The following is a 26,931-nucleotide window of genomic DNA, read 5'->3' on the forward strand; positions in this document are numbered from 1 at the left end:
GCTTCTTCATGTCCGTCCTCTTGTGAGACGGACTCTACTAAGATCAGGTTGGCCCGGAAAACGGGGGGCAGGTCACCGGTGGTTTGCCCGTCGTAGCGATCCAGCACCACCCGCGAGTCGCCGTATCGGGTCATGGCGTCCGCCGTGGCACGGGTGCTGGTGCCATGCTCGCCTTCGGTGTGTTCTGCAGCAAGACGAAGACCGCCATCGGTCCGGTAGTTGACCCGGGTCGTCATGGCGTCCTGCCCCGGGGCTTGTCGTGCCCGCACGCCCACACTGGTCTGGCCGTTGAAGCGATAGGTGTAGCCGACCGCTGCCTGGAGGTCACCCCCCATGAGGTCTTTGACCAGGTTGGCGGACACTTGGCCGGCTGCCCCCAGATTGGACGACACGCCCAAGGAGGCAAAAGCCAAGCTGGATTGGCCGGTGTCGATGGCGCTGTAAGTGGCGCGCAGGGTGAAACGACGATCCGGGCGGTAGAAAACGGAGGCTTGGGTGCGCGAGGCGATGGGCAGGGCGGTCTCGCTCTGCAGCCGCCAAAACCCGTTGTTCTCTTCGTGTTCCAAGCGCACACCAAACGTAGGCCCTCGGTAGTCGTAGCGGGCTGCCCAACGCGCGCCGCCGTTGCTGCTGCGGCCCGCCTCCCCGTCCAACACGCCCCACGTGCCCGGCACCCAGGTGGAGCCGAATGTGACGTGGCGATTGCCCCGCTCGTCGGCTTGCGCACCGGCCCGAAAGGTCCAGCGATCGTTCAGACCCCGGGCCCACGACGCGCTGACGCCAACCGTGCCGTAGAGGTTCTCGTCCTCGCGCACCTGTCCGGCAGCGATTTCCCACGTGGAGAGCCCCGGGCGCAGCAGCGTGGGGGCGACGTAAAGGCGTTGGGTGGACACAGCGGTTTCCCGGCCGTAGTTGTCGCGCACCACCACGGCGGTCTGGCTAGCACCCAAGGGCGCAGCTGAGGCTGCCCAGCACGGCCAACATCTCGCCCCAAAACTCCGCTGCATCGAAGGTGGCCAAGGCAGAGGCCAGGGACGTCATGTCCCCCAGTGCCATGTGCTTGGCCCGGTCAGGAACCCGCCCACCCTTGCGCGGCACGATGGGATTAGCCCGGGTGACCGTGTGCCGAGCTGGATGGGCCTTTGACGCGGCCTGTCCTGCAGCGTCGGTGTCTGTGAGCCCGTCCAAGGCTTCAGCCAGTGCGGTCACGGGAACCAGCCAACTGCCGCCTAGTTTGCGCAAGCCGGGAACGATAACGCCGGCTGCCAGTTGCTCGCGTGTTTGCTCATAGCCGCCTGCCCCACTTCTGTTGAGCACCCGCGCCACGTCCTCGACCGACAAGAGTGGCTTGTCGGGGAACATTGCACGGAGGATGGCAGCATTCCGGTCATGGGCTGGGGAAAAAGGCGGGAAAAAAGACCCCTGGAAATCCCTGTTTTTCCCGGGACGGACCGGGAGAGCAAAAAGAAAGGGCTGGACGGAAATCCGGCCAACCCCCTTGCTTTATTGCAATTTTGCGTCTTGATCCTGGTGCCGGAAACAGGAGTCGAACCTGCGACCTACGCATTACGAATGCGCCGCTCTACCAACTGAGCTATTCCGGCGGAGCCCGCGATTTTACGGGTTGGGCGCCCCGGCGGTCAATCCATCCGGCTCAGCCCGCCTCTACCCGGTTGGCACAGGGCCGCCCGGCGGCGAAGTCGGCCAGGTTGCCCAGCGTGATCGCCGAGATCTCCTGCAGCGCCTCCACGGTGAAGAAGCCCTGGTGCCCGGTCACTAGCACGTTGGGGAAGGTCATCAGACGCTGGAAGGCTTCGTCGTCGATGATCTCGCCGGACAGGTCCTGGAAGAACAGCGCACTCTCCTGCTCGTAGACGTCGATGGCCAGATGGCCCAGCCGGCGCGACTTCAGCGCACGGATCACCGCATGCGTATCGACCAGCGCGCCGCGTGAGGTGTTGACCAGCATCGCGCCGGGCTTCATCCGCGCCAGCGAGGCGTCGTTGATCAGGTGCTGGGTGTCGGGTGTCAGCGGACAGTGCAGTGAGACGATGTCGGCACGCGCCAGCAGTTCATCCAACGCCACCATGTCGCCCACCCCGGCAAAAGCCGGCGACGGATATGGGTCATGCCCCAGCACGGTGCAACCCATGCCCTTGAAGATGCGCGCGGTGGCCAGCCCGATCTTGCCGGTGCCGACGATGCCGACGGTGCGGCCATGCAGGGTGCGGCCAAGCAGGCCATCGAGCATGAAGTTGCCTTCGCGCACCCGGTTGTAAGCGCGGTGGGTCTGCCGGTTGAGGGTCATCACCAGCGCCAGCGCATGCTCGGCCACGGCTTCGGGCGAATAGGCCGGTACGCGCGCGACGAACAGGCCCAGTGCCTTCGCCGCAGCCAGATCGACATTGTTGAAGCCAGCGCAGCGCAGGAGCACCGCGCGTACGCCCAGTGCATGCAGCGCGTGCAGTACCGGCGCATCAAGCCGGTCATTGACGAACACGCAGACCGCAGCGCAATCCTGTGCCAACGCGGCGGTATGCACGTCCAGCGCGGCATCGAAGTAGACGAACGCGTAGCCCTGCCCGTCCGCATCGCGCTGGTTGGCTTCGTCAAGGAAGCGGCGGTCGTAAGGGCGGGCGCTGAAGACGGCGATCTGCATGGAAGGACCTGGGGTGGAATGCCCTGCCGACCATACCGCAGCCACGCGCCTGTGGGGATGGCACCGGCGATGCAGGCATCGCCGGTGCCCCGTGCCGCTTAGAACCGGTAGCCCAGGCCCAGCATCACGCCGTTCTGGATCTGCCCGTCGCGGCGCTCGCCCACGTAGTCGGCCATGATCGACAGGCGTTCGCTGGCGCGGCTGGTCACGCCCAGGTTCCAGGCCAGCACCTGCTCACCGACCGCCTGGCTGCTGGCGCCGAACACCAGGTCCGGGGCGGCGGCGAAGCCGGTGCTGTAGCGGGCCAGCGAATCGCCCAGTTCCTTCTGCCAGACCACTCGGGCGCGCGGGGTGATGCGCTCGCCGTTGTTGCCTTCGAAGGTCTTGAACAGCTGCAGGCCGGCGCCGACGCGGATGCTTTCCAGGCTGCCGCTGCGGCCAACCAGTGCACCCGCGCCCTGCCCTTCATTGAAGCGCGTGGCCGAGGTGCGCGCGTAATCCACCACCGGCAGCAACGGCTGGATCACCAGCCCCGTGCCGGTAGTGAACGAGAACGCGTGCTCGACCCGCGCGGAGATCGCATCGTTGTTGTACTTGGCGCGCAGCGGCTGCTGCAGGCCATCGATGCCACTGACGCTGCGGCGGGTGTCGTGGCGCAGGTCGGTATAGCGCACCGCCGCCGACAGGTAGCCGCGCGAGTAGGTCGCATCCAGGTAGCCGCCCACATCCAGCGCGCGCACGTCACCGCTGAAGTCGGAGCCGTCGCGGCCCTTGGTCGACATGTCGGCTGCCGCCACGCTGACGCCGAGGGTGACGCGGTCATCAGCTAAGCGGGTATCGGCCCCCACCACGATGCCACCGATGTTGTGGCTTAGCCCGGCCACGCCGCCCTCCGCATCGATGCGGCCATGGCTGGCGAAACCGCGCGCCCACAGGCCACGGCTGCGCCCGGCCTCGCTGCCGCTGGCAGTACCGCCGGCCGCCGGCTCGACCAGATGCATCGCCAGCTGGTTGAACAGGCTGCCGTGGCGCATGCCCGGCTGCGACGACACCGACTGCGCGGCCTGCGAGGCCAGGCCATCGGCATCACCACCGCTGCGCATCGCGGCCTGGTGCTGCTGCACCACGTTGCCGATGCTGCCGACCAGCGCGTTGTCGGCCAGCCGCAGGCTGGCATGCGCATCACCGCGCAGGGCACCGGCCTGCTGCGCGATCACATCACGGTCGGCGAACTGCAGCGCGCCCAGCAGCGATTTCAGGTTACCGTCCTGGCGGGCGGAAGCGGTCGCCAGCGCGCGGCCCAGCCCGTCGCCGGAGGTGGCGTTGGTGAACAGGCCCAGCTGATCGAAGCCGGGGTTGGCCGTCAGCCACAGGCCATCGGCGGTCTGCTTCACGTTGAAACTCAGCAGCGAGTTGTGGCGCGGGCGGAACACGTCGCCCGCGGTGATGCTGGCGCTGTAGCCGGTGTCGCCCAGGCGCACCACGTCTTCGAAGCCGCCCTGGTAGATCGGGCCCTGCACCAGGTCACGGCGGAAGTCCTGGCCGTAGTAGCCCTGCGCCACATTCAATTCGAGGAAGGCGCCCTTGGAGATCACCAGCGCACCGTCGGTCGGTTCGTCATCGAAGAACGTGCCCACGCGCAGTCGGCCCGTGGCGGCGCCGCCGTTCTCGGTGACGTCGAACAACAGTTTGCCGCCCGGCATGATGTTGACGTAGCCGTGGGTGACCAGGTCGCCGCCGCGCGGCATCAGCATGCCAAACACGCGCAGGCGGTTGAAGCCGTCCTCGCGCCAGGAGGGGCCGGAGCCGCTGCCCAGTGCATCAAGATCCATCGCGGTGCCGGCTACGTCGCCATGGCCGACCAGCATGCCCGCGCCCAGCACGCGCACTTCCGACGCACGCAGCGCGCCGCCTTCCAGTGCGATGGTGCCGTTGTCGACCAGCATGAAGTCGGCGCCGGTGGTGGCGGCGGTGCGCCAGGTGGCACCGTTGCTCACGCGGATCACGCCCATGGCGTTGTCGAGCGTGGATACGTCCAGGTCGGCCAGGCGCAGCTTGGACAACAGCAGCGCCTGGATGCCCGGATCGTTGAGGTAGTCCTGCACCGAATCCGGGCCGATGCCCTGCGGGCCACGGCTTGAAGCGTTGTAGATGCTCTGCGCCAGGTTGATGTAGCTGGACTGCCAGTCGGTGTTCCAGCGCGCGAAATCGTCGTCGACGAAGGTCTGCAGCTGCCGCCCGGTGCGCAGGTAGCCGGGGTTGATGTCGCCGCTCACGTTCGCGCTCACGTTCAACGTGTCGCCAGGATCGCGATAGCCGTTCGCGGTGATGATGTTGTTGCTATGGATGTCCTGGCCCGGGAACGATTCGAGCTTGCTGCCAGTGCCATCCGGGTCGAAGGTGACCGAGGCGCCGGTGGTGCGCGCCGGGTCGCGGAACACCAGCAGGCCATTGGGCTGCACGACCTCGTACATGGCCTTGTGCAGCAGGCCCGCATCCATGCCGCCGCCGTAGTTGCCGGTGTAGATCTGGGTCATGCGCGGCGACGGCGTATAGATCACCTTGCCGCCGCTGCTGGCCGCGTGGATCTGCACCGAATCGACGATCGGCAGGTCGCCGGCCAGATAGCGCTCAACGCCACCGGACTGCATGATCGAGCATGACGAGATGCAGTGGCCGGACACGATGGTGTTCAGGCCGGCGGTGCGGATCACGCCCTGCAGCCACTCGCCGGCGATCAGCGCGCCGCCATTGGAGGTGCGCAGCACCACTTCGCGGATCGGCCGGCCCTCGGCCTGCGCCTTGGCCAGCAACGCCGGCAACGACACCACGTCGGCGTAGGTCACCCCGCCACTGAGGAAGATGCGGTCGCCCTGCACGTGATAACTCATTGCCATGACGTCATCAGCCGCCGCGAGGGCGCCGACGCCGATCAGCCCGGCCAGGGCCAGGCTCAACTTCGAATGCTTCATACGTTCTCTCTCCACCCGCAACACGCGGGTAAGGGGTCAAACGTCAGAGCGGCGCGAACTCCCCCAGCCGACCCGCCGCGTAATGATGAATGCATTCACAATGAGGATGGGGTGCCGCACACTCTTCCCCATCCGGTCATCGTCGCGTAAAACTCGATGACGCATCCGCCAATGTCTGCCGAGGCCAGCCCTGTCCGCTCCGTCCCCCCTGATCCACCACGCGCCGGAGCCGCCGGTGCCAGCGGATGCCTTCATCGCGTTCGTACGCGAAGAACGTGCACCGTTGTGTGCGTTCCTGCGCACGCGGGGCGTCGGGCCGGAGGATGCAGAGGACATCGCGCAGGACTGCATGGAGCGGCTGATCCGCTATCGCGCACACGGCGCCGACGAGCTGCGCCTGCTGCTGTATCGTATCGCCCGCAACCGCCTGGCGGACCGCGGCCGCTCTGCGCAGTCGCGACCACACCTGCCGTTGGCCGAGCATGATGGCAGCGACCTGCCCACCAGCCAGTCGCCCGATCCATTGCGCCAGGCCGAGTCCGGGCAGATGCTGTCCCTGCTGCGGCAGGCCCTTTTCAAACTGCCCGAGCGCGCGCGCGAGGTGTACCTGCTCAACCGGATCACCGGCATGAGCTATACGCAGATCGCGCGGCACTGTGGAATTACTGCCAAGACCGTGGAAAAACATATCGCCCGTGCCCTGCAGGGCCTGCGCCAGGAGTTGGGACCGGATCCGCTGCACAACGACAGGGATGTGGAATGAACCGTCAGCGGCACACGGAAGACGCCTCGCTGTTTGAACGCGCCAGCGCCTGGGTGGCGCGGCTGGAAGCGCCGGACTGCACGCCGGCCGAACGCGAAACGTTCGAGGACTGGCTGGCCGAAAACCCGGCCCATGTGAAAGCATGGGTGCAGGCCGAGAACCTGTTCCAGCAGGGCCAGGGGCTGGCGGCAGACCCTTGGCTGCGCACCGCTGCGGCCCGTGCGACGCGACCACCCCGCCGCCGCTGGTTGCCGGCGTTCGCGGCCGCCGCCGGCATCTGCCTGGCCATCGGCGTGGGCTGGATGCTGGCCGTGGACGGCAACCCCACGCCGCAGCGCTATGCCAATGACAGCCATGAAACGCAGCAGCTGACCCTGGCCGACGGCAGCGTGGCCACGCTCGACGCGGGCACCACGCTGCACGCCCGTTTCGGCTGGCGCCATCGCGAGCTGGACCTTGAACGTGGGCGCCTGCAGCTGCAGGTCGCGCCGTCGAACAAGGCGCTGCAGCTGCGCGCCGGCACCAGCACGATCCGCGATATCGGCACGACCTTCCAGGTCGAACGCCTGCGCGATGGCCTGGTGGAAGTCGCGCTGCTGGAAGGCGCGGTGGAAGTGAGCAACGGTGCCGCCCAGCACACCCTGGCACCGGGCCAGCAGCTGCAGGTACTGCCTTCCGGGCGCATCCAGCCGGGCCCGGCACTGTCGTCCACGGCGGCCGCCGAGGGCTGGCTGCAGGGACAGCTGGTATTCGACGCCACGCCGCTGTCGATCGTGGTCGAACGGATGAACCGCTATGGCCGCACACCGCTGGTGATTGCCGATCCGGAGATCAGCAATCTGGCAGTCAGTGGCACGTTCCGCGCAGGCGACGCACAGGAATTGCTGTCCGCGCTGGAACTGGGCTGGTCCGTCGCTGGCCAGACGCGCCCGGATGGCGCGCTGGAACTGCGCCGCACCTACTGAGGAGGCCTGCAGTGATGGCAGGACCGGGTGCGCTGCAGTGGGGGCTGCTCCGCCCCCTGCTGTGCCTGGCGCTGCTGGCCACTGCACTGCCCGCCGCCACGGCCAGCGAATCGGCGGCCACGCATGCCTACCGCATCGATGCCGGCCCATTGCCGTCGGCGTTGCAGCAGTGGGCCCGGCAGAGCGGCATCGCGCTGCTGTTCGACGCCCGTGAGCTGGCAGGACTGCACAGCGACGGCACGAACACCCGGACAGATCCCGCCACCGCCCTGAAGCAGCTGGTTGCCGGCATGCCGGTGACGATCCTGCGCACGCCTTCGGGTGGCTTCGTGGTGCGCCGCGTCGGTGCGGCCCCCATCGCCACAACACCCACGCCAAAGGCCGTGGTAGCTCCCCGCCACGATGCCCCCCGGCCGCCGCCGCAGGTGGAACTGGCACCGATCCACGTCACCGGCAGCCGCCTGCCACGCACCTCGGTGCAGACCACGCTGCCGGTCACCACGATTGATCGGGACGACATCCTGCGCAGTGGCTACGGCAGCCTTTTCGACCTGCTGCGGCACCTGCCCGGCATGAATGGCCTGCCGGCGATGACCAGCGCGCGCAGCGGTGACTCGCAGTACCTGCCGGTCGGTGCCGCGGCCACTACCAGCCTCGACGGCATGGGGCCGCGCGCCACCCTGTTCCTGGTCAATGGCCGGCGCCTGCCGCGCTACCCGATGGTGTCGCTGGAGCAGGGAGGGCTCACCGACCTGGGCGGCATTCCGCTCAGCTTCGTCGAACGCATCGAGCTGGTGCGTGGCGGTGCCTCGGCGATCTACGGCGCTGACGCCATGTCCGGCGTGGTCAACATCATCCTGCGTGACCAGGCCGATGGGCCCGAAGCCATGCTGCAGACCGGCCTGAGCAGCCGGGGCGACGCCGCGCAGTATCGCCTGCAGGCAGCCACCGGCGGCCTGCGCGGCAACGGCGATCGCTGGTTCGCCGGCGTCGACCTGCACCGTGTCGACCACCTGGCCGGCGACCGCCGCGACTGGCATGCAGAGACCTCGCAATATCTGATCGGTGCGTTCGGCGCTGGCCGCTACTGGCCTGCACGGCGCTGCGAAGGACCATTGAAGCGGCGCAATGGCGCCTGCTGGTTCGACAGTGCGCGCCCACGCTCGCTGCAGCCCGCTTCGGATACCGCGTCGGCCTACCTGCGCTATCGGCATGAACGTGGCGAAGGGCGCTACACCTATGCCGAAGCCCGCGCCAGCCACAACCGCCAGCGCTTCGACCTCGGCCCCACCGCGGTTTCCCTCGCCCTGTACGGAATCACCTTCAACACCGTGCTGCGCGAAGCCGGCAACGTGCGTCCACACGTGCGCGCCACCGACGCCGACGTCACCTTCGGCATCGGCCGCGACCAGGGCCGGCGCAGCTGGGATGCCGGGCTCAGCGCACAGCGCAGCGATGTCAGCCTGTCCACGCCGGGCACCGTGCGTGCCACCCCGTTGGTCGAGGCCGCGCAGTCGCTTCGGTTCCTGCCCGGATTCGACATGCTGCCCAGCGACGAAACGGCGTCCTGGTTCCCGATGATCCGCAACCGTGGCCTTACCGAACAATGGCAGGGCTGGTGGGGCATGCAGCGCGAACTCATGCCATTGCCGGGGGGCAATGCGCAGCTGGCCACCGGCATCGACCTGCGCCATGAGCGCTGGACCTCGCACCCCGATGCGCTGCTGAGCCAGGGTGACCTGGCGCTGGGGCTGCCACAGCAGCGGCGCCGGTTGTCGCGGCAGAGTGGTGGCGCCTACGCCGAACTCGGCCTGCCGCTGGCACCTGCGCTTCGCATGGACCTGGCTGCGCGCTGGGACCGTGACGGTGACTACACCGCGCTCTCGCCACGGGCCGGCCTGCGCTGGACGCCGTCGCCGCAATGGTCATTCCTGCTGGCCAGCGGGCGTGGCTACCGTGCCCCCAGCCTGTTCGAGCAACGGCGCCCGCCCGGCCAGTTCGGCACCCTCACCCTGCCCGCTTCGGATGCGCTGCCGCCGTGTGCGCAGAGCGCAGCGGATGGCCGCTGCAGGGTGACCGCAGACGTGGAAGAAAACACCATGCTGAAGGCGGAAAGCTCGCGCAGCCATTCACTGGCCGCGACCTGGTCTCCGAACGATGCGTTCTCGCTGTCGCTGACCCACAACATCGTCGAGCTGCGCAACGAGATCCTCGCGCTGCAGCCCAACGATGCGGTCTGGAACCGCGATACCTGGCAGCTGGATGAGCAAGGCAGGCTGCGCAGCCTGCGCCTGTCCTTCGACAACATCGGCCGCACCACCTCGCGCAACTGGGTGCTGCGCGGCGAGTACCGCATCGACACCGGCAGCAACGGCCAATGGCTGTTCTCGCTGGATGCACTGAAACAGCAGGAGCTGCGCCGCCAGGTCGACCACGAACCCGCGATCGACCTGCGCGGCCATGTGACGCCGGAGACGGCGGCGGTGCTGAACGTACAGTGGCAGAACAGCCACTGGGACATCGCCCTGCGCGGCAACCAGGTGGGTCGCACCCGCGCCTGGCTGCCCGGTGCCGAGTGCCCGCAGGATCAGGTTGAACAGAACCACTGCATGAACCCCCGCCAGCTGCGCTGGAACCTGCATCTTGCACGCCGGCTCGGCCCGCGCATCGTTGCCGCGCTGGACGTGCACAACGTGCTCGACACGCAACCGGTGAACTACCTGGTCGGCAATGGCGGGCAGATGCCCGGGCTGGACGACCCCCTCGGCCGCTACTACCTGCTGACCCTGCAGTTCCGCTGAGCGCAGCACCGAAAAAGGGGACGGAGGGAATTAAGTCGTTTCTGCCACGATGCCGAATACGACTTAATCCCCTCCGTCCCCTTTTTGCTGTTTCACCGAGCGGGCGATGGCGTATTGCGCGGCGTAGTAAGTGGACAGCACCAGCAGGCTGGCCAACGGCAGGCCACCGGCGAAGCGGTCCCAGGCCAGCAAGGAATCGCTGGCGACGAACAGCAGCGCACCTGCGGCGGCCCAGCGTGCACTGCTTGCTTCCACGGCATCGGGCTGCGGGCGGCGCCACTGCCGTGCGAGGGCCAGCACCGCCATCGAGGCCAGCACCACCACGTACGCCAGCACCGGGATGCGCATCGGCGCCGGCAGGTGCGGCCACAGGCCCAGCACATTGAGTGCGGCAAACGCTCCCAGCAGCACGCTGGCAGCCACCAGACCGCGCCCACCGCGCAGGCCATCGCGGAACGCGGCGATGTAGCACAGGTGTGCCAGCAGGAACGCCACCAGGCCAGGCACGAACGCATCCATCGGCAGCATCAACGCGATGTCGCCCACGCACGACAGCAGCATGCCGGCCAGCACCGCGCGCCGGTAGAACGGTTGCGCGGGGGGGTGTACCTGCCAGGCGATGCCGGCGATCAGCAGCGTCGTGGCCGGCTTCGCCAGCCAGTGCAGCCAGCGCCCGTCACCGTGCAGGAACGCGCCGATGATGGCCAGGATCGCCACCAGCAGGATCATGCCGTCACGGGCGGACGCTTTCATCGCGCCTTCCACAGCTCGGCCAGGCGATCAGGCGTGCCGGCGATGCGCTCCAGCACCGGGTACTGCAGGCCACCGTGGTAGTCGATGTTCATTGTATCGATGCGGTCGAACTGCTTGACCAGCAGCACGATCGGCGACTTGTCCCTGGCCGCATCGGCCACGGCGTCCTTCAGCCGCTGGCTGCTGTACTCGCGGCCGCCGACCGCGATCACCTTCATGCCGGGCGCCAACCCTGCGTTGAACGCCGGGCTGTCCCAGATCACGTCACCCACCGTGCCGCTGTCGAGCACGGTCGCCCCGAGCGAATAAGCGAGCAATGCGCCCTTGGCGCGCTTTTCCTGCGCCTTGTAGGCGGCGTTCGGGGTGTCGCGGTAGACCAGCTTCCAGCCGGCCAGCGCCAGGCCACCGGTCAGCGGACCATGCCCGTCCAGGCGGCCGCGCAGGAACGTCGCCCAGTCGTACGGTGCGATGCCGTTCAAGGTCGCGACCACGTCATCGAAGGTGTAAGGATTGACGTCCCAGTCGCCATTGCCAACACCGAAGAAGGCGCGCGCGAAGTCGTCCAGGCTGCGGCGGTTGCCGCTCAGTTCGCGCAGCTTGCCCTCCACTTCCAGCCACAGCATCTGGCCGCCGGAATAGTAGTCCTCGCTCATCTGGTAGTTGCGGTACGGCAACGTGCGGCGCTGGGCGATGGTCGGGTCGTTGGTGGTGTCCTGCAAGGGCCGCCAGGCCAGGCCCGGGCGGCCACGGTCATAGGTGGCGGCCACATTGGCCAGCATGTCGCGCGCCTGCTCGACCGACCACAGCCCGGAACGCGCGGCCAGCACCTGGCCCCAGAACTGGGTCTGGCCCTCGTACACCCACAGCAGGCTGTCGCCCATGGGAACGTTGAAAGTGGCGGTGGCCAGGTCGGCACCGCGGCGGTACTTGCCGTTCCACGAGTGGGTGTACTCGTGCGGCAGCAGGTCGCGCATCCACGCGCTCTTGTCCCACTCGGTGAAGTAGCCCGGCTCGGCGCTGTTCTCGCTGGAGCGATGATGCTCCAGGCCGATGCCACCGAGGCGGTCAGTCAGCGCCAGCAGGAACTCATAGTGGTTGTAGTGGCGCGCGCCATAGAGCTTGTCGGCCTGCTGCACCAGCGCGCGGTGGAGCTTGATCTGTGCGTCCGTCGGCTTCAGCGACTTGGCGTCGTCGGCGAACACGTTGAGGTGCACCGGCACCTTCGCGCCCGGATCGAGGTCGATGCGCTGGTAGTGCTCGCCGGCGAACAACGGCGAATCGACCAGGTGGTCATAGGAAATCGGCTTGAACACAACGGTGTCACCGTCGCGGCGCGCGGTTTCCAGCGCGGTGGCGAACGACCAGCCCTTGGGCAGGGTCACGCTGGCCTGCGCCTGCAGCTGGCGGGCATCGACCCCGGCCGGATACAGCGAATTGGCGTTCCACTGCAGGTTGAGCATTTCCGGGGTCATCACCACCCGGCCCTGGCTGCCGCCCTGCGAAGACAGGAAATCGAAGTGGGCAACGATCTCGGTCACGCCTTCGGGCACGTCCACCTTGAACGCATAGACATTGAACTGATCGCGCTGCCAGGCCAGCGGCTTGCCGTTGGCGGTGACGCGCAGCCCGGCCAGCTTGTCGATCGGGCCGGTGGGCGAATGGTTGCCGGGAATCCACTGCGGATACAGCAGGGTCATCGGGCCGGGTTTGGCCGGCACGGTGGCGGTGACCTTGAAGATGCGCCGGGCCAGATCGCGTGCGTCCACGTCGATGCGCAGCAGGCCGGGAGCCGTCGCATTGGCCGGCGGCGCGGTCTGTGCCAGCGCAGGCGTGGCGGCCAGCGCGAACAGCAACGACATGGCCAAGGCTCGGGTTTTCATCGGGCAGCGTCCAACAGCGGAGAGTTCCCCGATGCTAGGCCTGTGGGATGCGTGGCCCCATGGCCAAAGGTCATGGCCCGCGCGAACGCCGCCAGAAGCGGCAAACCCGGCAACAAGGCCGTGAGCAGCAGATCCGTGCCATGCCTGGATGGAATGCATCCAGAAGCAGTGCGAACCAAGGTTCGCACCCACCAGAATCAGGCCCGGTCAGTCGACCAGGCGCAGGCGCAGTTCCTTCGGCAGCGCGAACACCATCGATTCCGGCTCGCCATCCAGCTCGCCCACGCCGCTGGCGCCCAGCTCGGCCAGGCGCGCCAGCACGCCATCGACCAGCACCTGCGGCGCCGAGGCGCCTGCGGTGACACCGATGTGCTGCTTGCCCGCCACCCACGCCGGGTCGATCTCGTGCGCGCCGTCGATCAGGTACGACTCGACGCCTTCACGGCGGGCCAGCTCACTGAGGCGGTTGGAATTGGAACTGTTCGGCGAACCGACCACCAGCACCAGGTCGCAGCGCTTGGCCAAGTCGCGCACGGCGTCCTGGCGGTTCTGCGTGGCGTAGCAGATGTCATCGTTTTTCGGGCCCTGCATCGCCGGGAAGCGCTCGCGCAGCGCATCGATGATGCCGCGCGTGTCATCCACCGACAGCGTGGTCTGGGTGGTGTAGGCGAAGTTCTCCGGCTGGTTGATCACCAGCGTGGCCACCTGTTCCACATCCTCGACCAGATAGATCTGGCCGGTGCCGGCTTCGCGGTTCCACTGGCCCATGGTGCCTTCCACTTCCGGGTGGCCGGCGTGGCCGATCAGCACCACGTCACGGCCGGCACGGCAGTGGCGGGCGACTTCGAAGTGGACCTTGGTCACCAGCGGACAGGTGGCGTCGAACACCTTCAGGCCACGGCGCTCGGCTTCCTGGCGCACCGCCTGCGAAACGCCATGGGCGCTGAAGATCACCGTGTTGTTGTCCGGCACTTCGTCCAGTTCCTCGACGAAGATCGCGCCGCGCTGCTTCAGGTCGTCGACCACGAAGCGGTTGTGCACCACTTCATGGCGGACGTAGATGGGCGCGCCCAGCGTTTCGATCGCGCGCTTGACGATCTCGATCGCACGATCGACACCGGCACAGAAACCACGCGGGTTGGCGAGCAGCACATCCATCAGTTCAATCTCCCGGCAGCGGCCGGCTTACGGTTTCGGATTGGCATTATCCGCCTTTTTGGCGGACTTGCCGTCGAACAGGCCAAACAGGGCGATGCCGATGGCACCCACCACGATGGCCGAATCGGCGATGTTGAACGAGGGCCAGGTGTAGCTGCCCACGTACCACTGGATGAAATCGACCACATGACCGTGCACCTGGCGGTCGATGACGTTGCCGATGGCACCGCCGATGATCAGCGCATACGGCACCGCGGCCTTCCAGTTGCCGCGGGCGGTACCGCGCAGCCACCAGGCCATCAGGCCGCTGATGGCGATCGCCAGCGCAGTGAAGAAGTACTTCTGCCAGCCACCGGCGTCGCTCAGGAAACTGAACGCCGCGCCGGTGTTGTAGGTGCGGTACCAGTTCCAGAAACCATCGATGACCACCACCGGCTGGAACTCCGGCAGGCTCGACAGCACCCAGGCCTTGGACCACTGGTCCAGGCCGATGATGGCCGCCGACAGCAGCAGCCAGACCAGGGCGTTGGGATGCGGGCGTGCAGTGCTCATCAGAACCAGCTCCGCAGTTCGCCGGCGCCGGTGATGTTGCTCACGCAGCGGCCGCACAGTTCGGGATGGTCGGCGTTGCTGCCGACATCGGCGCGGTGGTGCCAGCAGCGCACGCACTTGGCCTTGGTGGTCGGCTGGGCGCTGACGAACACTTCGTCGGTGGTTGCCGGGCGCACCTGCACGTCGCCGCTGATGAACAGGAAGCGCAGTTCATCGGCCAGCGGCTGCCACTTCGCGGCCTGTTCTTCGCTGGCGGCGATGGTGATCTCCGCTTCCAGCGCGGCGCCGATGGCACCGTTGGCACGCATCGGTTCCAGCACCTTGGCCACCTGCTCGCGCACGGCCAGCAGCTGCTCGAAGTCGGCGGCGTTGAGCTGCGCATCGGCCGGCAGCGGCGCCAGGCCGTCGTACCAGGTGGTGAACAGCACGTGCCCGGCACGCTCGCCCGGCAGGTAGCCCCACAGCTCGTCGGCGGTGAAGGTCAGGATCGGCGCCACCCAGCGGGTGAATGCTTCGGCGATGTGGTACATCGCGCTCTGCGCCGAACGGCGACCGTGCGAGTCGGTCGGCATCGTGTACAGGCGGTCCTTGGTCACGTCCAGGTACAGCGAACCCAGGTCCACGCTGCAGAAGTTCAGCAGCAGCTGCACGATCTCGGCCATGTTGTAGCCGTCGTAGGCCGCCTTGATCTTCTCCTGCAGCTCCCACGCGCGATGCACGATCCAGCGGTCCAGCGCGACCATCTGGTCGAGCGGGCGCAGGTGCTGGGCCGGATCGAAGCCGTCCAGGTTGCCGAGCAGGAAGCGCGCGGTGTTGCGCAGGCGGCGGTAGGCATCGGCGTTGCGCTTGAGGATTTCCTGCGACAGCGACATCTCGTTGCTGTAGTCGGCCGAGGCGATCCACAGGCGCAGGATGTCCGCGCCCAGCTTGTTCATGATGTCCTGCGGCTCGATGCCGTTGCCCAGCGACTTGGACATCTTGCGGCCGTGCTCATCCACGGTGAAACCGTGGGTGAGGCACTGCTTGTACGGGGCGCGCTTGTCGATCGCCACGCCGGTCAGCAGCGAGGACTGGAACCAGCCGCGGTGCTGGTCGGAACCTTCCAGGTACAGGTCGGCCGGCTTGCCGAAGCCACGCGCGGCGAGCACGCCTTCATGGGTCACGCCCGAATCGAACCAGACGTCGAGGATGTCGGTGACCTTCTCGTAGTCGGCTGCTTCGGCGCCCAGCAGTTCGGCCGCATCCAGCGAGTACCACACGTCGATGCCCTCGGCCTCGACGCGGTCGGCGACCTGCTGCATCAGCTCGACCGAACGCGGATGGATCTCGCCGGTCTGGCGGTGGGTGAACAGTGCGATCGGCACGCCCCAGGTGCGCTGGCGCGAGATGGTCCAGTCCGGGCGACCGTCGACCATGCTCTGGATGCGCGCCTTGCCCCAGGCCGGGAACCAGCCCACGGTGTCGATGGCGGCCAGCGCATCGGTGCGCAGGTTGGCCTTGTCCATCGAGATGAACCACTGAGGGGTGGCGCGGAACACCACCGGCGTCTTGTGGCGCCAGCAGTGCGGATAGCTGTGGCGGATCGGGTGGAAGGCCAGCAGCGAACCGTTGTCGCGCAGCACGCCGACGATGGCCTCCTGCGCCTTCCACAGGTGCTGGCCGGCCAGGACCACGTCACCGGCCGGCGGGGTCGATTCCAGGTACACGCCACGGCCGTCGATCGGGGTGACCTGGCCGGCGTTGTACTTGTCCAGCAGGCCGTACTTCTGGCTGACCACGAAGTCTTCCTGGCCGTGGCCGGGTGCAGTGTGCACCGCACCGGTACCGTCCTCGTCGGAGACGTGGTCACCGTTGAGCACCAGGATTTCGCGCTCCGGGTAGAACGGATGCGCCAGCAGCTGGTTTTCCAGCGCCGCGCCGGTGGTTTCACCGTGCAGCACCACTTCATCCACGCCGTAGCGCTGCAGCGCGCGCTCGGCCAGCGCGGCGGCCAGCACCAGCCAACGGCGCTTGCCGTTGTGGGCCGGGCCTTCGGCCAGCACGTAGTTGATCTCCGCGCCCAGCGAAACAGCCAGCGAGGCCGGCAGCGTCCACGGCGTGGTGGTCCAGATCGGCACGGCCACTTCGACGTCGGCCGGCACGCTCACGCCGAACGCCTGGCCGATGGCCTGCGCATCACGTGCGGCGTAGGCCACGTCGATCGCCGGCGATTCCTTTTCCTGGTATTCGATCTCGGCTTCGGCCAGCGCCGAACCACAGTCGAAGCACCAGTACACCGGCTTGGCGCCGCGCACCAGGTGGCCATTGGCCACGACCTTGGCCAGCGCGCGGATCTCGTTGGCTTCGAAGTCGAAGCTCAGGGTCTTGTACGGGTTGTCCCAGTCACCGGTCACGCCCAGGCGCTTGAAGTCCACGCGCTGGATGTTGATCTGCTCTTCGGCGAACTCGCGGCACTTCTGCCGGAATTCAACGGCGTCGAGCTTGGTGCCGACCTTGCCCCACTTCTTCTCGACCGCGATCTCGATCGGCAGGCCATGGCAGTCCCAGCCCGGCACGTAGGGTGCATCGAAGCCGGCCAGGTAGCGCGACTTGACGATGATGTCCTTCAGGATCTTGTTGACCGCGTGGCCGAGGTGGATGCGGCCGTTGGCGTACGGCGGGCCGTCGTGCAGCACGAACAGCGGGCGGCCGGCGGCGTTGTCGCGCAGCTGCTGGTAGAGCCCCTGCGCTTCCCACTGCGCCAGAATGCCCGGCTCGCGCTTGGGCAGGTCGCCGCGCATCGGGAATTCGGTGGCTGGCAGGTTCAGGGTGGTCTTGTAGTCCTGGCTCACGCAGTGGCTCGCAATCTATGTTCGGAAAGGATGGCGCGCGCCTGTTCGGCGTCGCGGTGCATCTGGTCGGTCAGCGCCGCCAGATCATTGAATTTCTCTTCGTCGCGCAGCTTGGCGACGAACTCCACGTCGATGTGGCGGCCGTACAGGTCGCCCTGGAAATCGAACAGGTGGGCTTCCAGCAGCGGCTCCACGCCGTCCACCGTCGGCCGCGTGCCGAAGCTGGACACCGAGGGCCACGGCTGGTCGAACACGCCGTGCACCCAGGTTGCGTAGATGCCCGACAGCGCCGGGGTCTTCGGGAAGCGCAGGTTGGCGGTCGGGAAACCCAGCGTGCGGCCGAGCTGGCGCCCGCGCACCACCCGCCCGCTGATCGCGTACGGACGGCCGAGCAGGTCGCCGGCGCGGGCGAAGTCACCGTCCTGCAGCAGCTGGCGGATGCGGGTGCTGGAAATGCGCTCGCCATGCAGGTCCACCGCTTCGATCTCGCCGGCGCTGAAGCCCAGTTCGGCGCCCATCTTCTGCAGCAGGGCCAGGTCGCCACGGCGGCGGTTGCCGAAGCAGAACTCCGGGCCGATCCACACTTCGCGGGCGCCCAGCCGGTGCACCAGCAGCCGCCGCACGAAGTCCTCGGCCGGCATGGCGGCCATCGCCGCGTCGAAACGCAGCAGGCCGATCGCATCGACGCCGAGCTCGCGCAGGATCTCGACCTTGCTGCGCGCCAGGGTCAGCCGCGGCGGCGGCGTGCCCTGGGCGAAGAATTCACGCGGCAGCGGCTCGAACGCCACGGCCACCGCGGCCACGCCCAAGGCGCGCGCGCGGGCGACCGCGTGGCGGACCAGCGCACGATGCCCCAGGTGGAGGCCGTCGAATGCACCGATACAGACCACGCTTCCGTTGGGGAACAGCTCCCCGCCCTCGACGCTTCTGAACAGCCTGCTCATCAACTCTCGTTCCGGCCCGACCGGGGCCGCCGCTTCAATGGTGTAACCCTGAAGTATAGCCGCCACGGGCCGCGATCAATGCCCGCGCAGGTCGCGCGGGCGGAAGCCCATGGCCACCATCGCCACCGCATAGGTCGCGCCACCGCCACCGACCAGCAGCGCCAGGGCACCGATCCGCTCCCACACGCTCATCGCCGAGAAGCCCGGCAGCCAGTAAAGCAGCGCCAGCAGCACGCCGACCATGGCCAGGCAGGCCAGCAGCAGGCGCAGCAGATAGCCGCCCCAGCCCGGGCGGCGCTGGTAGACATCGGTCTTGCCCAGCCAGTACCAGAGCAGGCCCAGGTTCAGGTAACTGGACAGCGCGCTGGCAATGCCCAGCGCCAGGTGCAGGCCCGGCTGCTTGCCGATGGCCGCCATCACGCCCTGTGCCTTCAGTTCGTCCGGCACCATCACCTGGTACAGCACGGCCAGCAGCGCGAAGTTGAACACCATGTTGGCCACCAGCGCGGCGATACCGGCGCGCACCGGGGTCTTGGTGTCCTGCCGCGCGTAGAACGCCGGCAGCACCACCTTCAGCAGGGCGAACGCCGGCAGGCCGAAGCTCAGGCCGTACACCGACAACGCGGTCATGCGGGTATCGAAGGCACTGAACTGGCCGTGCTGGAAGATGGTCGCGATCAGGGGTTCCGCCAGCAGCAGCAGGCCGAGCATGGCCGGCACCGAGATCAGCAGGGTCATGCGCAGGCCCCAGTCCAGCGAGCGCGAGAAGCCTTCACGGTCGGTGCTGACGTGGTGGCGGGCCAGCGCCGGCAGGATCACCGTACCCAGCGCCACGCCGAACACGCCCAGCGGCAGCTCCAGGAAGCGATCGGCCAGTGACAGCCAGGACTGCGAGCCGTCGGTCAGCTTGGCCGCGATGACCGTGTCCAGCAGCAGGTTGATCTGCGCCACCGAGGAACCGAACAGGGTCGGCACCATCAGCGTCATCACCTTGCGCACGCCCGGATGGCTCCAGCCCCAGCGCGGCAGGGTCAGCAGGTTGATGCCCTTCAGCGAGGGCAACTGGAACAGCAGCTGCAGGATGCCGGCGGCCAGCACCGCCCAGCCCAGCGCCAGGATCTGTTTTTCCGGGGTGCCGCCCAGCCGCGGCGCCAGCCACAGCGCGCCGGCGATCATGCACAGGTTGAGGATGACCGGGGTCAGCGCCGGCATCGCGAAGCGCTGGAAACTGTTCAGCGCGCCGCCGGCCAGTGCGGTGAGCGAGACGAACAGCAGGAACGGGAAGGTCAGGCGGAACAGGTCCACCAGCAGGCCCTGCTTGACCGGGTCTGTATCAACGCCGCTTGAGAAGACCGAAGCCAGCTGTGGCGCGAAGATCAGCGCCAGCGCGGTGACCAGCATCAGCACCCCACCCAGGGTGCCGGCGGTGCGGGCCATCAGTTCACGCAGCTCGGCGTGGCTGCGGGTTTCCTTCACTTCCGTGAACACCGGCACGAAAGCGGTGGCGAAAGACCCCTCGGCGAACAACCGGCGCAGGAAATTGGGTACCCTGAAGGCGACCCAGAAAGCATCAGTGATGGCGTTGGTGCCGAACGTGGTGGTCACCACGAAGTCCCGGACAAGTCCAAGGACGCGCGAGACCATGGTCATGCTGCTGAACGACAGCAGGCCCCGCAACAACTTGGGTGAACTCACTCAGCGTCCCTCTTGACAATCGACTTGACGTGCATTTCTTACGCCATCATACTAGCTAGCTTGCTGTTCCCATAACACCGATTTTTTCAGGAAACCACCACCGTGGCCAATATCAAGTCCGCCAAGAAGCGCGCCAAGCAGACCGTCGTGCGCAACGCGCGCAACGTGGCTCAGCGCTCGATGCTGCGCACCGCTGTCAAGAAAGTGATCAAGGCGCTGGACGCCAACGATGCCGCCGGCGCCGAAGCCGCCTTCGCCGTTGCCCAGCCGATCCTGGATCGCTTCAGCGCGCGTGGCCTGATCCACAAGAACAAGGCTGCTCGCCACAAGAGCCGCCTGAACGACCGCATCAAGGCCCTCAAGGCCGCCTGATCCGGCGTTGCCGCCCTGCCCTTCGGGGCCGGGCAGCAGACAAAAGCCCGGCCTCGGCCGGGTTTTTTGTTGCCTGCAATCCGGGCGATCCACGGGGGCCGCACGGCCGGCACTACCGGAAAATGAAAAACCCGGCCGAAGCCGGGTTTTTCGCATGGAACCACAACAGCATTACTGCGCGTTGCGGGCTTCCAGCTCGTCTTCCTTCTGGCGATCGAAGAACGCCATGATCCGGCTCATGATCGGGAAGGTACCTTCGCGACCCAGCGCCGACACCAGGAACCACGGCTCCTTCCAGCCCAGCTCGGCGACGATCTGTTCGGCCGCCGCTTTCGCTTCGTCTTCGAACATCAGGTCGGCCTTGTTCAGCACCAGCCAGCGCGGCTTGTTCAGCAGCTCCGGGTCGTGCTTTTCCAGCTCGCGCTCGATCGCACGCACCTGCTCCACCGGCGAGATGCCTTCCACGCCACCTTCCATCGGCGAGATGTCCACCAGGTGCAGCAGCAGGCGGGTGCGCTGCAGGTGGCGCAGGAACTGCGCACCGAGGCCGGCACCGTCGGCCGCGCCTTCGATCAGGCCCGGAATGTCGGCGATCACGAAGCTGCGGTAGTTCTCCACCTTCACCACGCCCAGGTTCGGGTACAGCGTGGTGAACGGGTAATCGGCCACCTTCGGCGTTGCCGCCGAGACGGCGCGGATCAGGGTGCTCTTGCCGGCGTTGGGGAAGCCCAGCAGGCCGACGTCGGCCAGCAGCTTCAGCTCCAGCTTCAGCGTGCGCTCTTCGCCCGGCTCGCCCGGCAGCGCCTGGCGCGGCGAACGGTTGGTCGAGCTCTTGAAATGCATGTTGCCCAGGCCGCCGCGGCCGCCCTTGGCCACCAGCAGGCGGTCGTTGTGCTGGGTCAGGTCGCCGATGACTTCATCGGTGGCAACGTTGATGACCACGGTGCCGACCGGCACGGTGATGGTCAGGTCTTCGCCGCCCTTGCCATAGGCCTGGCGGCCCATGCCGTTCTCGCCGCGCTGCGCCTTGAAGATGCGGTCATGGCGGAAGTCGACCAGGGTGTTCAGGTTTTCGTCGGCGCGGATGTACACGCTGCCGCCCGCACCGCCGTCGCCGCCGTCCGGGCCGCCGAGCGGAATGAACTTCTCGCGACGGAAGCCAATGCAGCCGTTGCCGCCGTTGCCGGCGAACACTTCGATTTCTGCTTCGTCTACCAGTTTCATTGTTTCGATGCCTGCGATGGGCGCGGCATCTGCGCCGTCGCCTTGAATGTAATGCGGGCGCGCGTGGCCCGCAGCCCGGCGCGGCCGGTCTTCCTTTTACCCGGTAACTCTAACGAAAAGCCCCGCCGAAGCGGGGCTCTTCATGCAGCGTGCTCTTCATCCAGCACGGCCATGCCGAGGCACGGGTGCCGGCGATGCCTGGATCAGGCGTCGGCCGAGACGATGCTGACGGTGCGACGCTTCTTGGCGCCCTTGACCGAGAACTCCACCTTGCCGTCCACGAGGGCGAACAGGGTGTGGTCACGGCCCAGGCCCACGCCGGAACCCGGGTGGAACTGGGTGCCGCGCTGACGCACGATGATGTTGCCGGCTTCGATGGCCTGGCCGCCGAAGATCTTGACGCCCAGGTACTTCGGGTTGGAGTCGCGACCGTTGCGCGAGGAGCCTACGCCCTTTTTATGTGCCATGACTGCTTCTCCTGATGCTTAGCCGGCGATGCCGGTGATCTCGATTTCGGTGTAGTACTGACGGTGACCCTGACGCTTCATGTGGTGCTTGCGGCGACGGAACTTGATGATCCGGACCTTGTCAGCACGACCCTGGGACAGGACCTTGGCGGTGACGGCAGCGCCCTTCAGCGCATCGCCCAGCTTCACGCCATCGCTGTCGCCCAGCATCAGGATGTTGTCAAACTTGATCTCGCTGCCGACTTCGACTTCGAGCTTTTCGACGCGGAGCTTTTCGCCCTGCGCCACGCGGTATTGCTTACCGCCGGTGACCAGTACTGCGTACATGACCAGACTTCCTCTGTAGTTATTGTGGTCTATGGACTGCCGCCGTCGAGGGCGGACAGGAGCGGAATTGTACGCAGATCAATGCGACAGGGTCAAGTCAACCCCTGAACGACCCGGGAGACCCGGTCGGAACGGGGCCAGATGCCTTTTCACAGCGTGAAAAGGGATCTGACCCCTTCATAAAGCCTTGTCTCACAGGGTGAGACACCGGGCTGGCATTGTCGCCCATTGCCCCCATCTGGTCACCTCGGTAGGCTGACCGATTGCCGTTCCCTGCTGGCCCGGCACCCAGCCAACGCCCCCACAACCGGATCCCCCATGGCGATGGATTTCATCCGCATCCGCGGCGCGCGGACGCACAACCTGAAGAACCTCGACCTCGACCTGCCCCGCGACAAGCTGATCGTGATCACCGGCCTGTCCGGCTCGGGCAAGTCCTCGCTGGCGTTCGACACCATCTACGCAGAAGGCCAGCGCCGCTACGTCGAGTCGCTGTCGGCCTATGCGCGCCAGTTCCTGAGCGTGATGGAAAAGCCGGACCTGGACCACATCGAAGGCCTGTCCCCGGCCATCTCGATCGAGCAGAAGTCGACCTCGCACAACCCGCGTTCGACCGTCGGCACGATCACCGAGATCTACGACTACCTGCGCCTGCTGTACGCCCGCGTCGGCACCCCGCGCTGCCCGGACCACGGCTACCCGCTGGAAGCACAGACGGTCAGCCAGATGGTCGACCAGGTGCTGACCCTGGACCCGGAACAGCGCTACATGCTGCTGGCGCCGGTCATCCGCGACCGCAAGGGCGAGCACGCGCAGGTGTTCGACCAGCTGCGCGCGCAGGGCTTCGTGCGCGTGCGCGTGGACGGCGAGCTGCATGAAATCGACGCGGTGCCGCCGCTGGCACTGCGCCAGAAGCACACCATCGAGGCGGTGATCGACCGCTTCCGCCCGCGCGAGGACATCAAGCAGCGCCTGGCCGAGAGCTTCGAGACTGCGCTGAAGCTGGGCGACGGCATGGCCTCGGTGCAGAGCCTGGACACGGCCGACGCCGCGCCGACGCTGTTCTCCTCCAAGTATTCCTGCCCGGTGTGCGATTACTCGCTGCCGGAGCTGGAGCCGCGCCTGTTCTCGTTCAACGCACCGATGGGCGCCTGCCCCGGCTGCGATGGCCTGGGCATCGCCGAATTCTTCGATCCGTCGCGCGTGGTGGTGCATCCGGAGCTGTCGCTGGCCGCCGGTGCGGTGCGCGGCTGGGATCGCCGCAACGCCTATTATTTCCAGCTGATCGCCTCGCTGGCCAAGCACTACAAGTTCGACGTCGATGCGGCGTGGAACTCGCTGCCTGAGAACGTGCAGCAGGCCGTGCTGTACGGCAGCGGCGATGAAGCGATCACCTTCACCTACTTCACCGAAGCCGGCGGCCGCACCCAGCGCAAGCACCGCTTCGAGGGCATCATTCCCAACCTCGAGCGCCGCTACAAGGAAACCGAATCGCCGGCGGTGCGCGAAGAGCTGTCCAAGTACATCAGCGAACAGCCGTGCCCGGAATGCCATGGCGCGCGCCTGAACAAGTCGGCACGCAACGTGTTCGTGGCCGATCGCCCGCTGCCGGACCTGGTGGTGCTGCCGATCGACGAAGCGCTGAAATTCTTCAGTGAACTGAGCCTGCCGGGCTGGCGCGGCGAGATCGCCTCCAAGATCGTCAAGGAAATCGGTGAGCGCCTCGGCTTCCTGGTCGATGTGGGCCTGGATTACCTGACCCTGGAGCGCAAGGCCGACACCCTGTCCGGTGGCGAAGCGCAGCGCATCCGCCTGGCCAGCCAGATCGGCGCCGGCCTGGTCGGCGTGATGTACGTGCTCGACGAGCCGTCGATCGGCCTGCACCAGCGCGACAACGAGCGCCTGCTGGGCACCCTCACCCGCCTGCGCGACCTCGGCAACACGGTGATTGTGGTCGAGCATGACGAGGACGCGATCCGCCTGGCCGACTACGTGCTGGACATCGGCCCGGGCGCGGGCGTGCACGGCGGCGAGATCGTCGGCCAGGGCACCCTGCAGGACATCCTGGAGGCACCGCGCTCGCTGACCGGCCAGTACCTGTCGGGCAAGCGCGCGATCGAGATTCCCGCGCGCCGGCACAAGCCGAACCCGAAGATGACCCTGCACCTGCGCGGGGCCAGCGGCAACAACCTGAAGGGCGTGGACCTGGCGATTCCGTCGGGCCTGCTGACCTGCGTGACCGGTGTGTCCGGCTCGGGCAAGTCAACCCTGATCAACGACACCCTGTTCTCGCTGGCCGCCAACGAGATCAACGGCTCCTCGCATCCGATCGCTCCCTACAAGGAGATCGATGGCCTGGATCTGTTCGACAAGGTGGTGGACATCGACCAGTCGCCGATCGGCCGCACCCCGCGTTCGAACCCGGCCACCTACACCGGCCTGTTCACCCCGCTGCGCGAGCTGTTCGCGCAGGTGCCCGAGGCGCGCGCGCGCGGCTACTCGCCGGGCCGTTTCAGCTTCAACGTGCGCGGTGGCCGCTGCGAAGCGTGCCAGGGCGACGGCCTGATCAAGGTCGAGATGCACTTCCTGCCGGACGTGTACGTGCCCTGCGACGTCTGCCACGGCAAGCGCTACAACCGCGAGACGCTGGAGATCCTGTACAAGGGCTTCAACATCAACGACGTGCTGGAAATGACCGTCGAGGATGCGCTGAAGCTGTTCGAGCCGGTGCCGTCGATCGCCCGCAAGCTGGAAACGCTGGTGGACGTGGGCCTGAGCTACATCAAGCTGGGCCAGAGCGCGACCACGCTGTCCGGTGGTGAAGCGCAGCGCGTGAAGCTGTCCAAGGAACTGTCGCGCCGCGATACCGGGCGCACCCTGTACATCCTGGACGAGCCGACCACCGGCCTGCACTTCCACGACATCGAAGCGCTGCTCGGCGTGCTGCACAAGCTGCGCGACGAAGGCAACACGGTGGTGGTGATCGAACACAACCTGGACGTGATCAAGACCGCCGACTGGATCGTCGACCTGGGTCCGGAAGGTGGCCATCGCGGTGGCACCATCCTGGTCACCGGCACGCCGGAAGACGTGGCGGCCTGCCCGCAGTCGTACACCGGCCAGTTCCTGGCGCGGATGCTGCCGTCCACCAGCGCGCGACCGGAACGCCCGGCCGCCGTGGCCAACAAGCCCGACGCCCGCCCGCCGCGCAAGGTGAAGCCTGAAAAGCCCGCCAAGGTGGCGAAGAAGGCGGTGGCGGCATCAAGCACCGGCAAGGCCAGCAAGACCGCTGCCGCCAACAAGAAGAAGAAGGACGCCTGATGAGCAGCGAACACAAGATCCTGGCCCGCATCCCGATCAGCGTGCGCTGGCGTGACATGGACAGCATGGGCCACGTCAACAACGCCAAGTACATCTCCTACCTGGAAGAAGCGCGCGTGCGCTGGATGCTGGGCGTGGACGGCGTGTCGATGACCGACCGCATCGCACCGGTGGTGGCCGCGACCAACGTCAACTACCGGCTGCCGATCGTGTGGCCCAACGACATCCTGGTCGAACTGTTCGTCGAGCGCCTGGGCAACAGCAGCGTGACCATCGGCCACCGCATCGTCGACCAGCAGGATGAGTCGAAGCTGTATTCGGACGGCAACGTGGTGGTGGTGTGGATGGATACCCAGACCGGCAAGAGCGCGCCGCTGCCGGAGGCGATCCGCAGCGCGTCGACCTGATTCGCTTCTGGTAGGTGCCGACCTTGGTCGGAACGTTTCGGCGGCAATGAGGATGCCGGCCAGCGGCCGGCACGACCGACACTGTTCAAAGGACTGACATGATCCACCACACCGAACTGCGCGACCTGCTGCCCGGCATGGTCCCCTTCCCCACCGATGTCTTCCCCGCCGACCAGGCCTGGCTCGGCCAGCACCTGTTGCCGCTGCTGAAGATCGACCTGGGCCTGCTGCGCCCGGAACTGGCGGGCCAAGTGGCAACCATGCTGTGCCCGATCGAGCCATATGACGGCTGTATCGGCGAGGCCACCGAAGAACACCACAACGCGTTCACCGGCACCAACTGGATCGCCTTCGAACTGACCGCCGGCAACGAGATGCGCTTCCTCGGCAACGAGGGCTATTTCATCGGTGATGCAGTGGACGACAAGTACGCGCGGGAACATATCGCGCAGATGCGCGAGAGCTACGCCAAGGCGCGCGACTACCACGCCACGCATGGCCGGTTGGCCTGCTACTCGCGCTTCGGCAAGGGCGAGGCCAGCGAACGCGATTATCTGGATACGCTGGGCGGCCCGATCGGGTTCGGCAACTGGACCGAGACCGCGGAGATTCCTGCGGCCTTCGCGCTGGCCTTCACTGAAGCCGCCGATGACCCCAACGCTGCGGACGATGCCGAAACGGTGATCATCACCCGCGACGGCAACAAATTCTTCGCTGTGGCCGACGTGGCCGGTTACAACTGGTGCGCCACCGGCGCCGATGCGATCGTGATGCTGTACGAACCGGTAAGCCGCACGGTGTTGTTCTCGTACGACTGGTCGTAACCCCCGTGGTAGTGCG

21 protein-coding genes and 1 tRNA gene are annotated in these 26,931 nt (G+C 67.0%); 7 read left to right on the top strand and 15 right to left on the bottom strand.

Annotation, left to right across the window (positions count from 1 at the left end; all coding sequences use genetic code 11):
- From O0J73_RS11545 to O0J73_RS11565, 5 genes are all read right to left on the bottom strand, one after another.
- Nucleotides 1-893: hypothetical protein (locus O0J73_RS11545; RefSeq protein ID WP_308308743.1), on the bottom strand; the 893-nt coding region annotated here is incomplete at its 3' end.
- Between the two features lie 46 nt (nt 894-939).
- A complete protein-coding gene (locus O0J73_RS11550) occupies nt 940-1,362 on the bottom strand; it encodes a hypothetical protein (protein WP_308308744.1) in 423 nt (140 codons plus the stop codon).
- 166 nt (nt 1,363-1,528) lie between these two features.
- Nucleotides 1,529-1,604, bottom strand: a tRNA-Thr gene (locus O0J73_RS11555).
- A gap of 50 nt (nt 1,605-1,654) precedes the next feature.
- A complete protein-coding gene (locus O0J73_RS11560) occupies nt 1,655-2,659 on the bottom strand; it encodes a 2-hydroxyacid dehydrogenase (RefSeq protein WP_006424903.1) in 1,005 nt (334 codons plus the stop codon).
- Between the two features lie 98 nt (nt 2,660-2,757).
- Nucleotides 2,758-5,631, bottom strand: a complete 2,874-nt coding sequence (locus O0J73_RS11565; RefSeq protein ID WP_308308745.1) for an autotransporter outer membrane beta-barrel domain-containing protein — start codon at nt 5,629-5,631, stop codon at nt 2,758-2,760.
- Nucleotides 5,632-5,866: 235 nt separating this feature from the next.
- Between O0J73_RS11565 and O0J73_RS11570 the strand changes: the two genes are divergently transcribed.
- The 3 genes from O0J73_RS11570 to O0J73_RS11580 are packed head-to-tail and all read left to right on the top strand — an operon-like array spanning nt 5,867 to nt 10,160.
- Nucleotides 5,867-6,394 carry an RNA polymerase sigma factor gene (locus O0J73_RS11570; protein WP_080357329.1) on the top strand — a complete coding sequence of 176 codons (528 nt, stop codon included), beginning with the start codon at nt 5,867-5,869 and terminating at the stop codon, nt 6,392-6,394.
- Complete coding sequence (locus tag O0J73_RS11575) at nt 6,391-7,359, top strand: FecR domain-containing protein (RefSeq protein WP_308308746.1); 969 nt, start codon at nt 6,391-6,393, stop codon at nt 7,357-7,359. Before O0J73_RS11570 ends, O0J73_RS11575 begins: the two co-directional genes overlap by 4 nt.
- Nucleotides 7,360-7,373: 14 nt before the next feature.
- Entirely contained in the window at nt 7,374-10,160 is a 2,787-nt protein-coding gene (locus O0J73_RS11580; protein ID WP_308308747.1) for a TonB-dependent receptor, read from the top strand.
- A gap of 63 nt (nt 10,161-10,223) precedes the next feature.
- On the opposite strand, the gene O0J73_RS11585 is transcribed toward O0J73_RS11580, so the two are convergent.
- From O0J73_RS11585 to murJ, 7 genes are all read right to left on the bottom strand, one after another.
- Nucleotides 10,224-10,913 (bottom strand): lysoplasmalogenase, encoded by a 690-nt coding sequence (locus tag O0J73_RS11585; RefSeq protein ID WP_308308748.1) that lies wholly within the window; start codon nt 10,911-10,913, stop codon nt 10,224-10,226.
- Nucleotides 10,910-12,793 carry a peptidase M61 gene (locus O0J73_RS11590; RefSeq protein WP_308308749.1) on the bottom strand — a complete coding sequence of 628 codons (1,884 nt, stop codon included), beginning with the start codon at nt 12,791-12,793 and terminating at the stop codon, nt 10,910-10,912. The genes O0J73_RS11585 and O0J73_RS11590 overlap by 4 nt, the downstream gene beginning before the upstream one ends.
- A gap of 207 nt (nt 12,794-13,000) precedes the next feature.
- Nucleotides 13,001-13,951, bottom strand: a complete 951-nt coding sequence (gene ispH, locus O0J73_RS11595; protein WP_308308750.1) for a 4-hydroxy-3-methylbut-2-enyl diphosphate reductase — start codon at nt 13,949-13,951, stop codon at nt 13,001-13,003.
- Between the two features lie 27 nt (nt 13,952-13,978).
- Nucleotides 13,979-14,503: a signal peptidase II gene (gene lspA, locus O0J73_RS11600; protein ID WP_008266713.1), complete on the bottom strand. Its 525-nt coding sequence runs from the start codon at nt 14,501-14,503 to the stop codon at nt 13,979-13,981.
- Nucleotides 14,503-17,334 (bottom strand): isoleucine--tRNA ligase, encoded by a 2,832-nt coding sequence (ileS, locus tag O0J73_RS11605; RefSeq protein ID WP_197564405.1) that lies wholly within the window; start codon nt 17,332-17,334, stop codon nt 14,503-14,505. Before ileS ends, lspA begins: the two co-directional genes overlap by 1 nt.
- Nucleotides 17,331-18,278: a bifunctional riboflavin kinase/FAD synthetase gene (locus O0J73_RS11610; RefSeq protein WP_053449120.1), complete on the bottom strand. Its 948-nt coding sequence runs from the start codon at nt 18,276-18,278 to the stop codon at nt 17,331-17,333. Before O0J73_RS11610 ends, ileS begins: the two co-directional genes overlap by 4 nt.
- 75 nt (nt 18,279-18,353) lie before the next feature.
- Nucleotides 18,354-19,958 carry a murein biosynthesis integral membrane protein MurJ gene (gene murJ / locus O0J73_RS11615; RefSeq protein WP_040008511.1) on the bottom strand — a complete coding sequence of 535 codons (1,605 nt, stop codon included), beginning with the start codon at nt 19,956-19,958 and terminating at the stop codon, nt 18,354-18,356.
- A gap of 117 nt (nt 19,959-20,075) precedes the next feature.
- Here murJ and rpsT point away from each other — a divergent pair, with 117 nt between their 5' ends.
- On the top strand, nt 20,076-20,345 hold the full coding sequence (rpsT, locus tag O0J73_RS11620) for a 30S ribosomal protein S20 (RefSeq protein WP_005408560.1): 270 nt from the start codon (nt 20,076-20,078) through the stop codon (nt 20,343-20,345).
- Between the two features lie 171 nt (nt 20,346-20,516).
- Here the strand turns inward: rpsT and cgtA are convergent, their stop codons facing one another.
- The 3 genes from cgtA to rplU form a co-directional block, all read right to left on the bottom strand.
- On the bottom strand, nt 20,517-21,569 hold the full coding sequence (cgtA, locus tag O0J73_RS11625) for an Obg family GTPase CgtA (protein ID WP_006424789.1): 1,053 nt from the start codon (nt 21,567-21,569) through the stop codon (nt 20,517-20,519).
- A 203-nt stretch (nt 21,570-21,772) separates the two neighbouring features.
- Nucleotides 21,773-22,036, bottom strand: coding sequence for a 50S ribosomal protein L27 (gene rpmA / locus O0J73_RS11630; protein WP_005415704.1), 264 nt, complete (start codon nt 22,034-22,036; stop codon nt 21,773-21,775).
- A gap of 18 nt (nt 22,037-22,054) precedes the next feature.
- Nucleotides 22,055-22,363: a 50S ribosomal protein L21 gene (gene rplU / locus O0J73_RS11635; RefSeq protein WP_006424709.1), complete on the bottom strand. Its 309-nt coding sequence runs from the start codon at nt 22,361-22,363 to the stop codon at nt 22,055-22,057.
- A 318-nt stretch (nt 22,364-22,681) separates the two neighbouring features.
- Between rplU and uvrA the strand changes: the two genes are divergently transcribed.
- From uvrA to O0J73_RS11650, 3 genes are all read left to right on the top strand, one after another.
- Nucleotides 22,682-25,684 (top strand): excinuclease ABC subunit UvrA, encoded by a 3,003-nt coding sequence (gene uvrA / locus O0J73_RS11640; protein ID WP_308308751.1) that lies wholly within the window; start codon nt 22,682-22,684, stop codon nt 25,682-25,684.
- Nucleotides 25,684-26,091 (top strand): thioesterase family protein, encoded by a 408-nt coding sequence (locus O0J73_RS11645; RefSeq protein WP_006424673.1) that lies wholly within the window; start codon nt 25,684-25,686, stop codon nt 26,089-26,091. Before uvrA ends, O0J73_RS11645 begins: the two co-directional genes overlap by 1 nt.
- 98 nt (nt 26,092-26,189) lie before the next feature.
- The gene (locus O0J73_RS11650; protein ID WP_197564408.1) at nt 26,190-26,915 is read left to right on the top strand and encodes an enolase; all 726 of its coding nucleotides are present in this window, start codon (nt 26,190-26,192) and stop codon (nt 26,913-26,915) included.
- Nucleotides 26,916-26,931 lie beyond the last annotated feature (16 nt).

Source organism: Stenotrophomonas sp. Sm6012 (assembly GCF_030985895.1).
In the GTDB taxonomy this organism is placed as follows: domain Bacteria; phylum Pseudomonadota; class Gammaproteobacteria; order Xanthomonadales; family Xanthomonadaceae; genus Stenotrophomonas; species Stenotrophomonas forensis.

Coding starts and splice junctions, on each gene's coding strand:
- O0J73_RS11550 (WP_308308744.1), bottom strand. CDS start 1,362: ATGTTCCCCGACAAGCCACTCTTGTCGGTCGAGGACGTGGCGCGGGTG.
- O0J73_RS11560 (WP_006424903.1), bottom strand. CDS start 2,659: ATGCAGATCGCCGTCTTCAGCGCCCGCCCTTACGACCGCCGCTTCCTT.
- O0J73_RS11565 (WP_308308745.1), bottom strand. CDS start 5,631: ATGAAGCATTCGAAGTTGAGCCTGGCCCTGGCCGGGCTGATCGGCGTC.
- O0J73_RS11575 (WP_308308746.1), top strand. CDS start 6,391: ATGAACCGTCAGCGGCACACGGAAGACGCCTCGCTGTTTGAACGCGCC.
- O0J73_RS11580 (WP_308308747.1), top strand. CDS start 7,374: ATGGCAGGACCGGGTGCGCTGCAGTGGGGGCTGCTCCGCCCCCTGCTG.
- O0J73_RS11585 (WP_308308748.1), bottom strand. CDS start 10,913: ATGAAAGCGTCCGCCCGTGACGGCATGATCCTGCTGGTGGCGATCCTG.
- O0J73_RS11590 (WP_308308749.1), bottom strand. CDS start 12,793: ATGAAAACCCGAGCCTTGGCCATGTCGTTGCTGTTCGCGCTGGCCGCC.
- ispH (WP_308308750.1), bottom strand. CDS start 13,951: ATGGATGTGCTGCTCGCCAACCCGCGTGGTTTCTGTGCCGGTGTCGAT.
- lspA (WP_008266713.1), bottom strand. CDS start 14,503: ATGAGCACTGCACGCCCGCATCCCAACGCCCTGGTCTGGCTGCTGCTG.
- O0J73_RS11610 (WP_053449120.1), bottom strand. CDS start 18,278: ATGAGCAGGCTGTTCAGAAGCGTCGAGGGCGGGGAGCTGTTCCCCAAC.
- cgtA (WP_006424789.1), bottom strand. CDS start 21,569: ATGAAACTGGTAGACGAAGCAGAAATCGAAGTGTTCGCCGGCAACGGC.
- rpmA (WP_005415704.1), bottom strand. CDS start 22,036: ATGGCACATAAAAAGGGCGTAGGCTCCTCGCGCAACGGTCGCGACTCC.
- rplU (WP_006424709.1), bottom strand. CDS start 22,363: ATGTACGCAGTACTGGTCACCGGCGGTAAGCAATACCGCGTGGCGCAG.
- uvrA (WP_308308751.1), top strand. CDS start 22,682: ATGGCGATGGATTTCATCCGCATCCGCGGCGCGCGGACGCACAACCTG.
- O0J73_RS11645 (WP_006424673.1), top strand. CDS start 25,684: ATGAGCAGCGAACACAAGATCCTGGCCCGCATCCCGATCAGCGTGCGC.
- O0J73_RS11650 (WP_197564408.1), top strand. CDS start 26,190: ATGATCCACCACACCGAACTGCGCGACCTGCTGCCCGGCATGGTCCCC.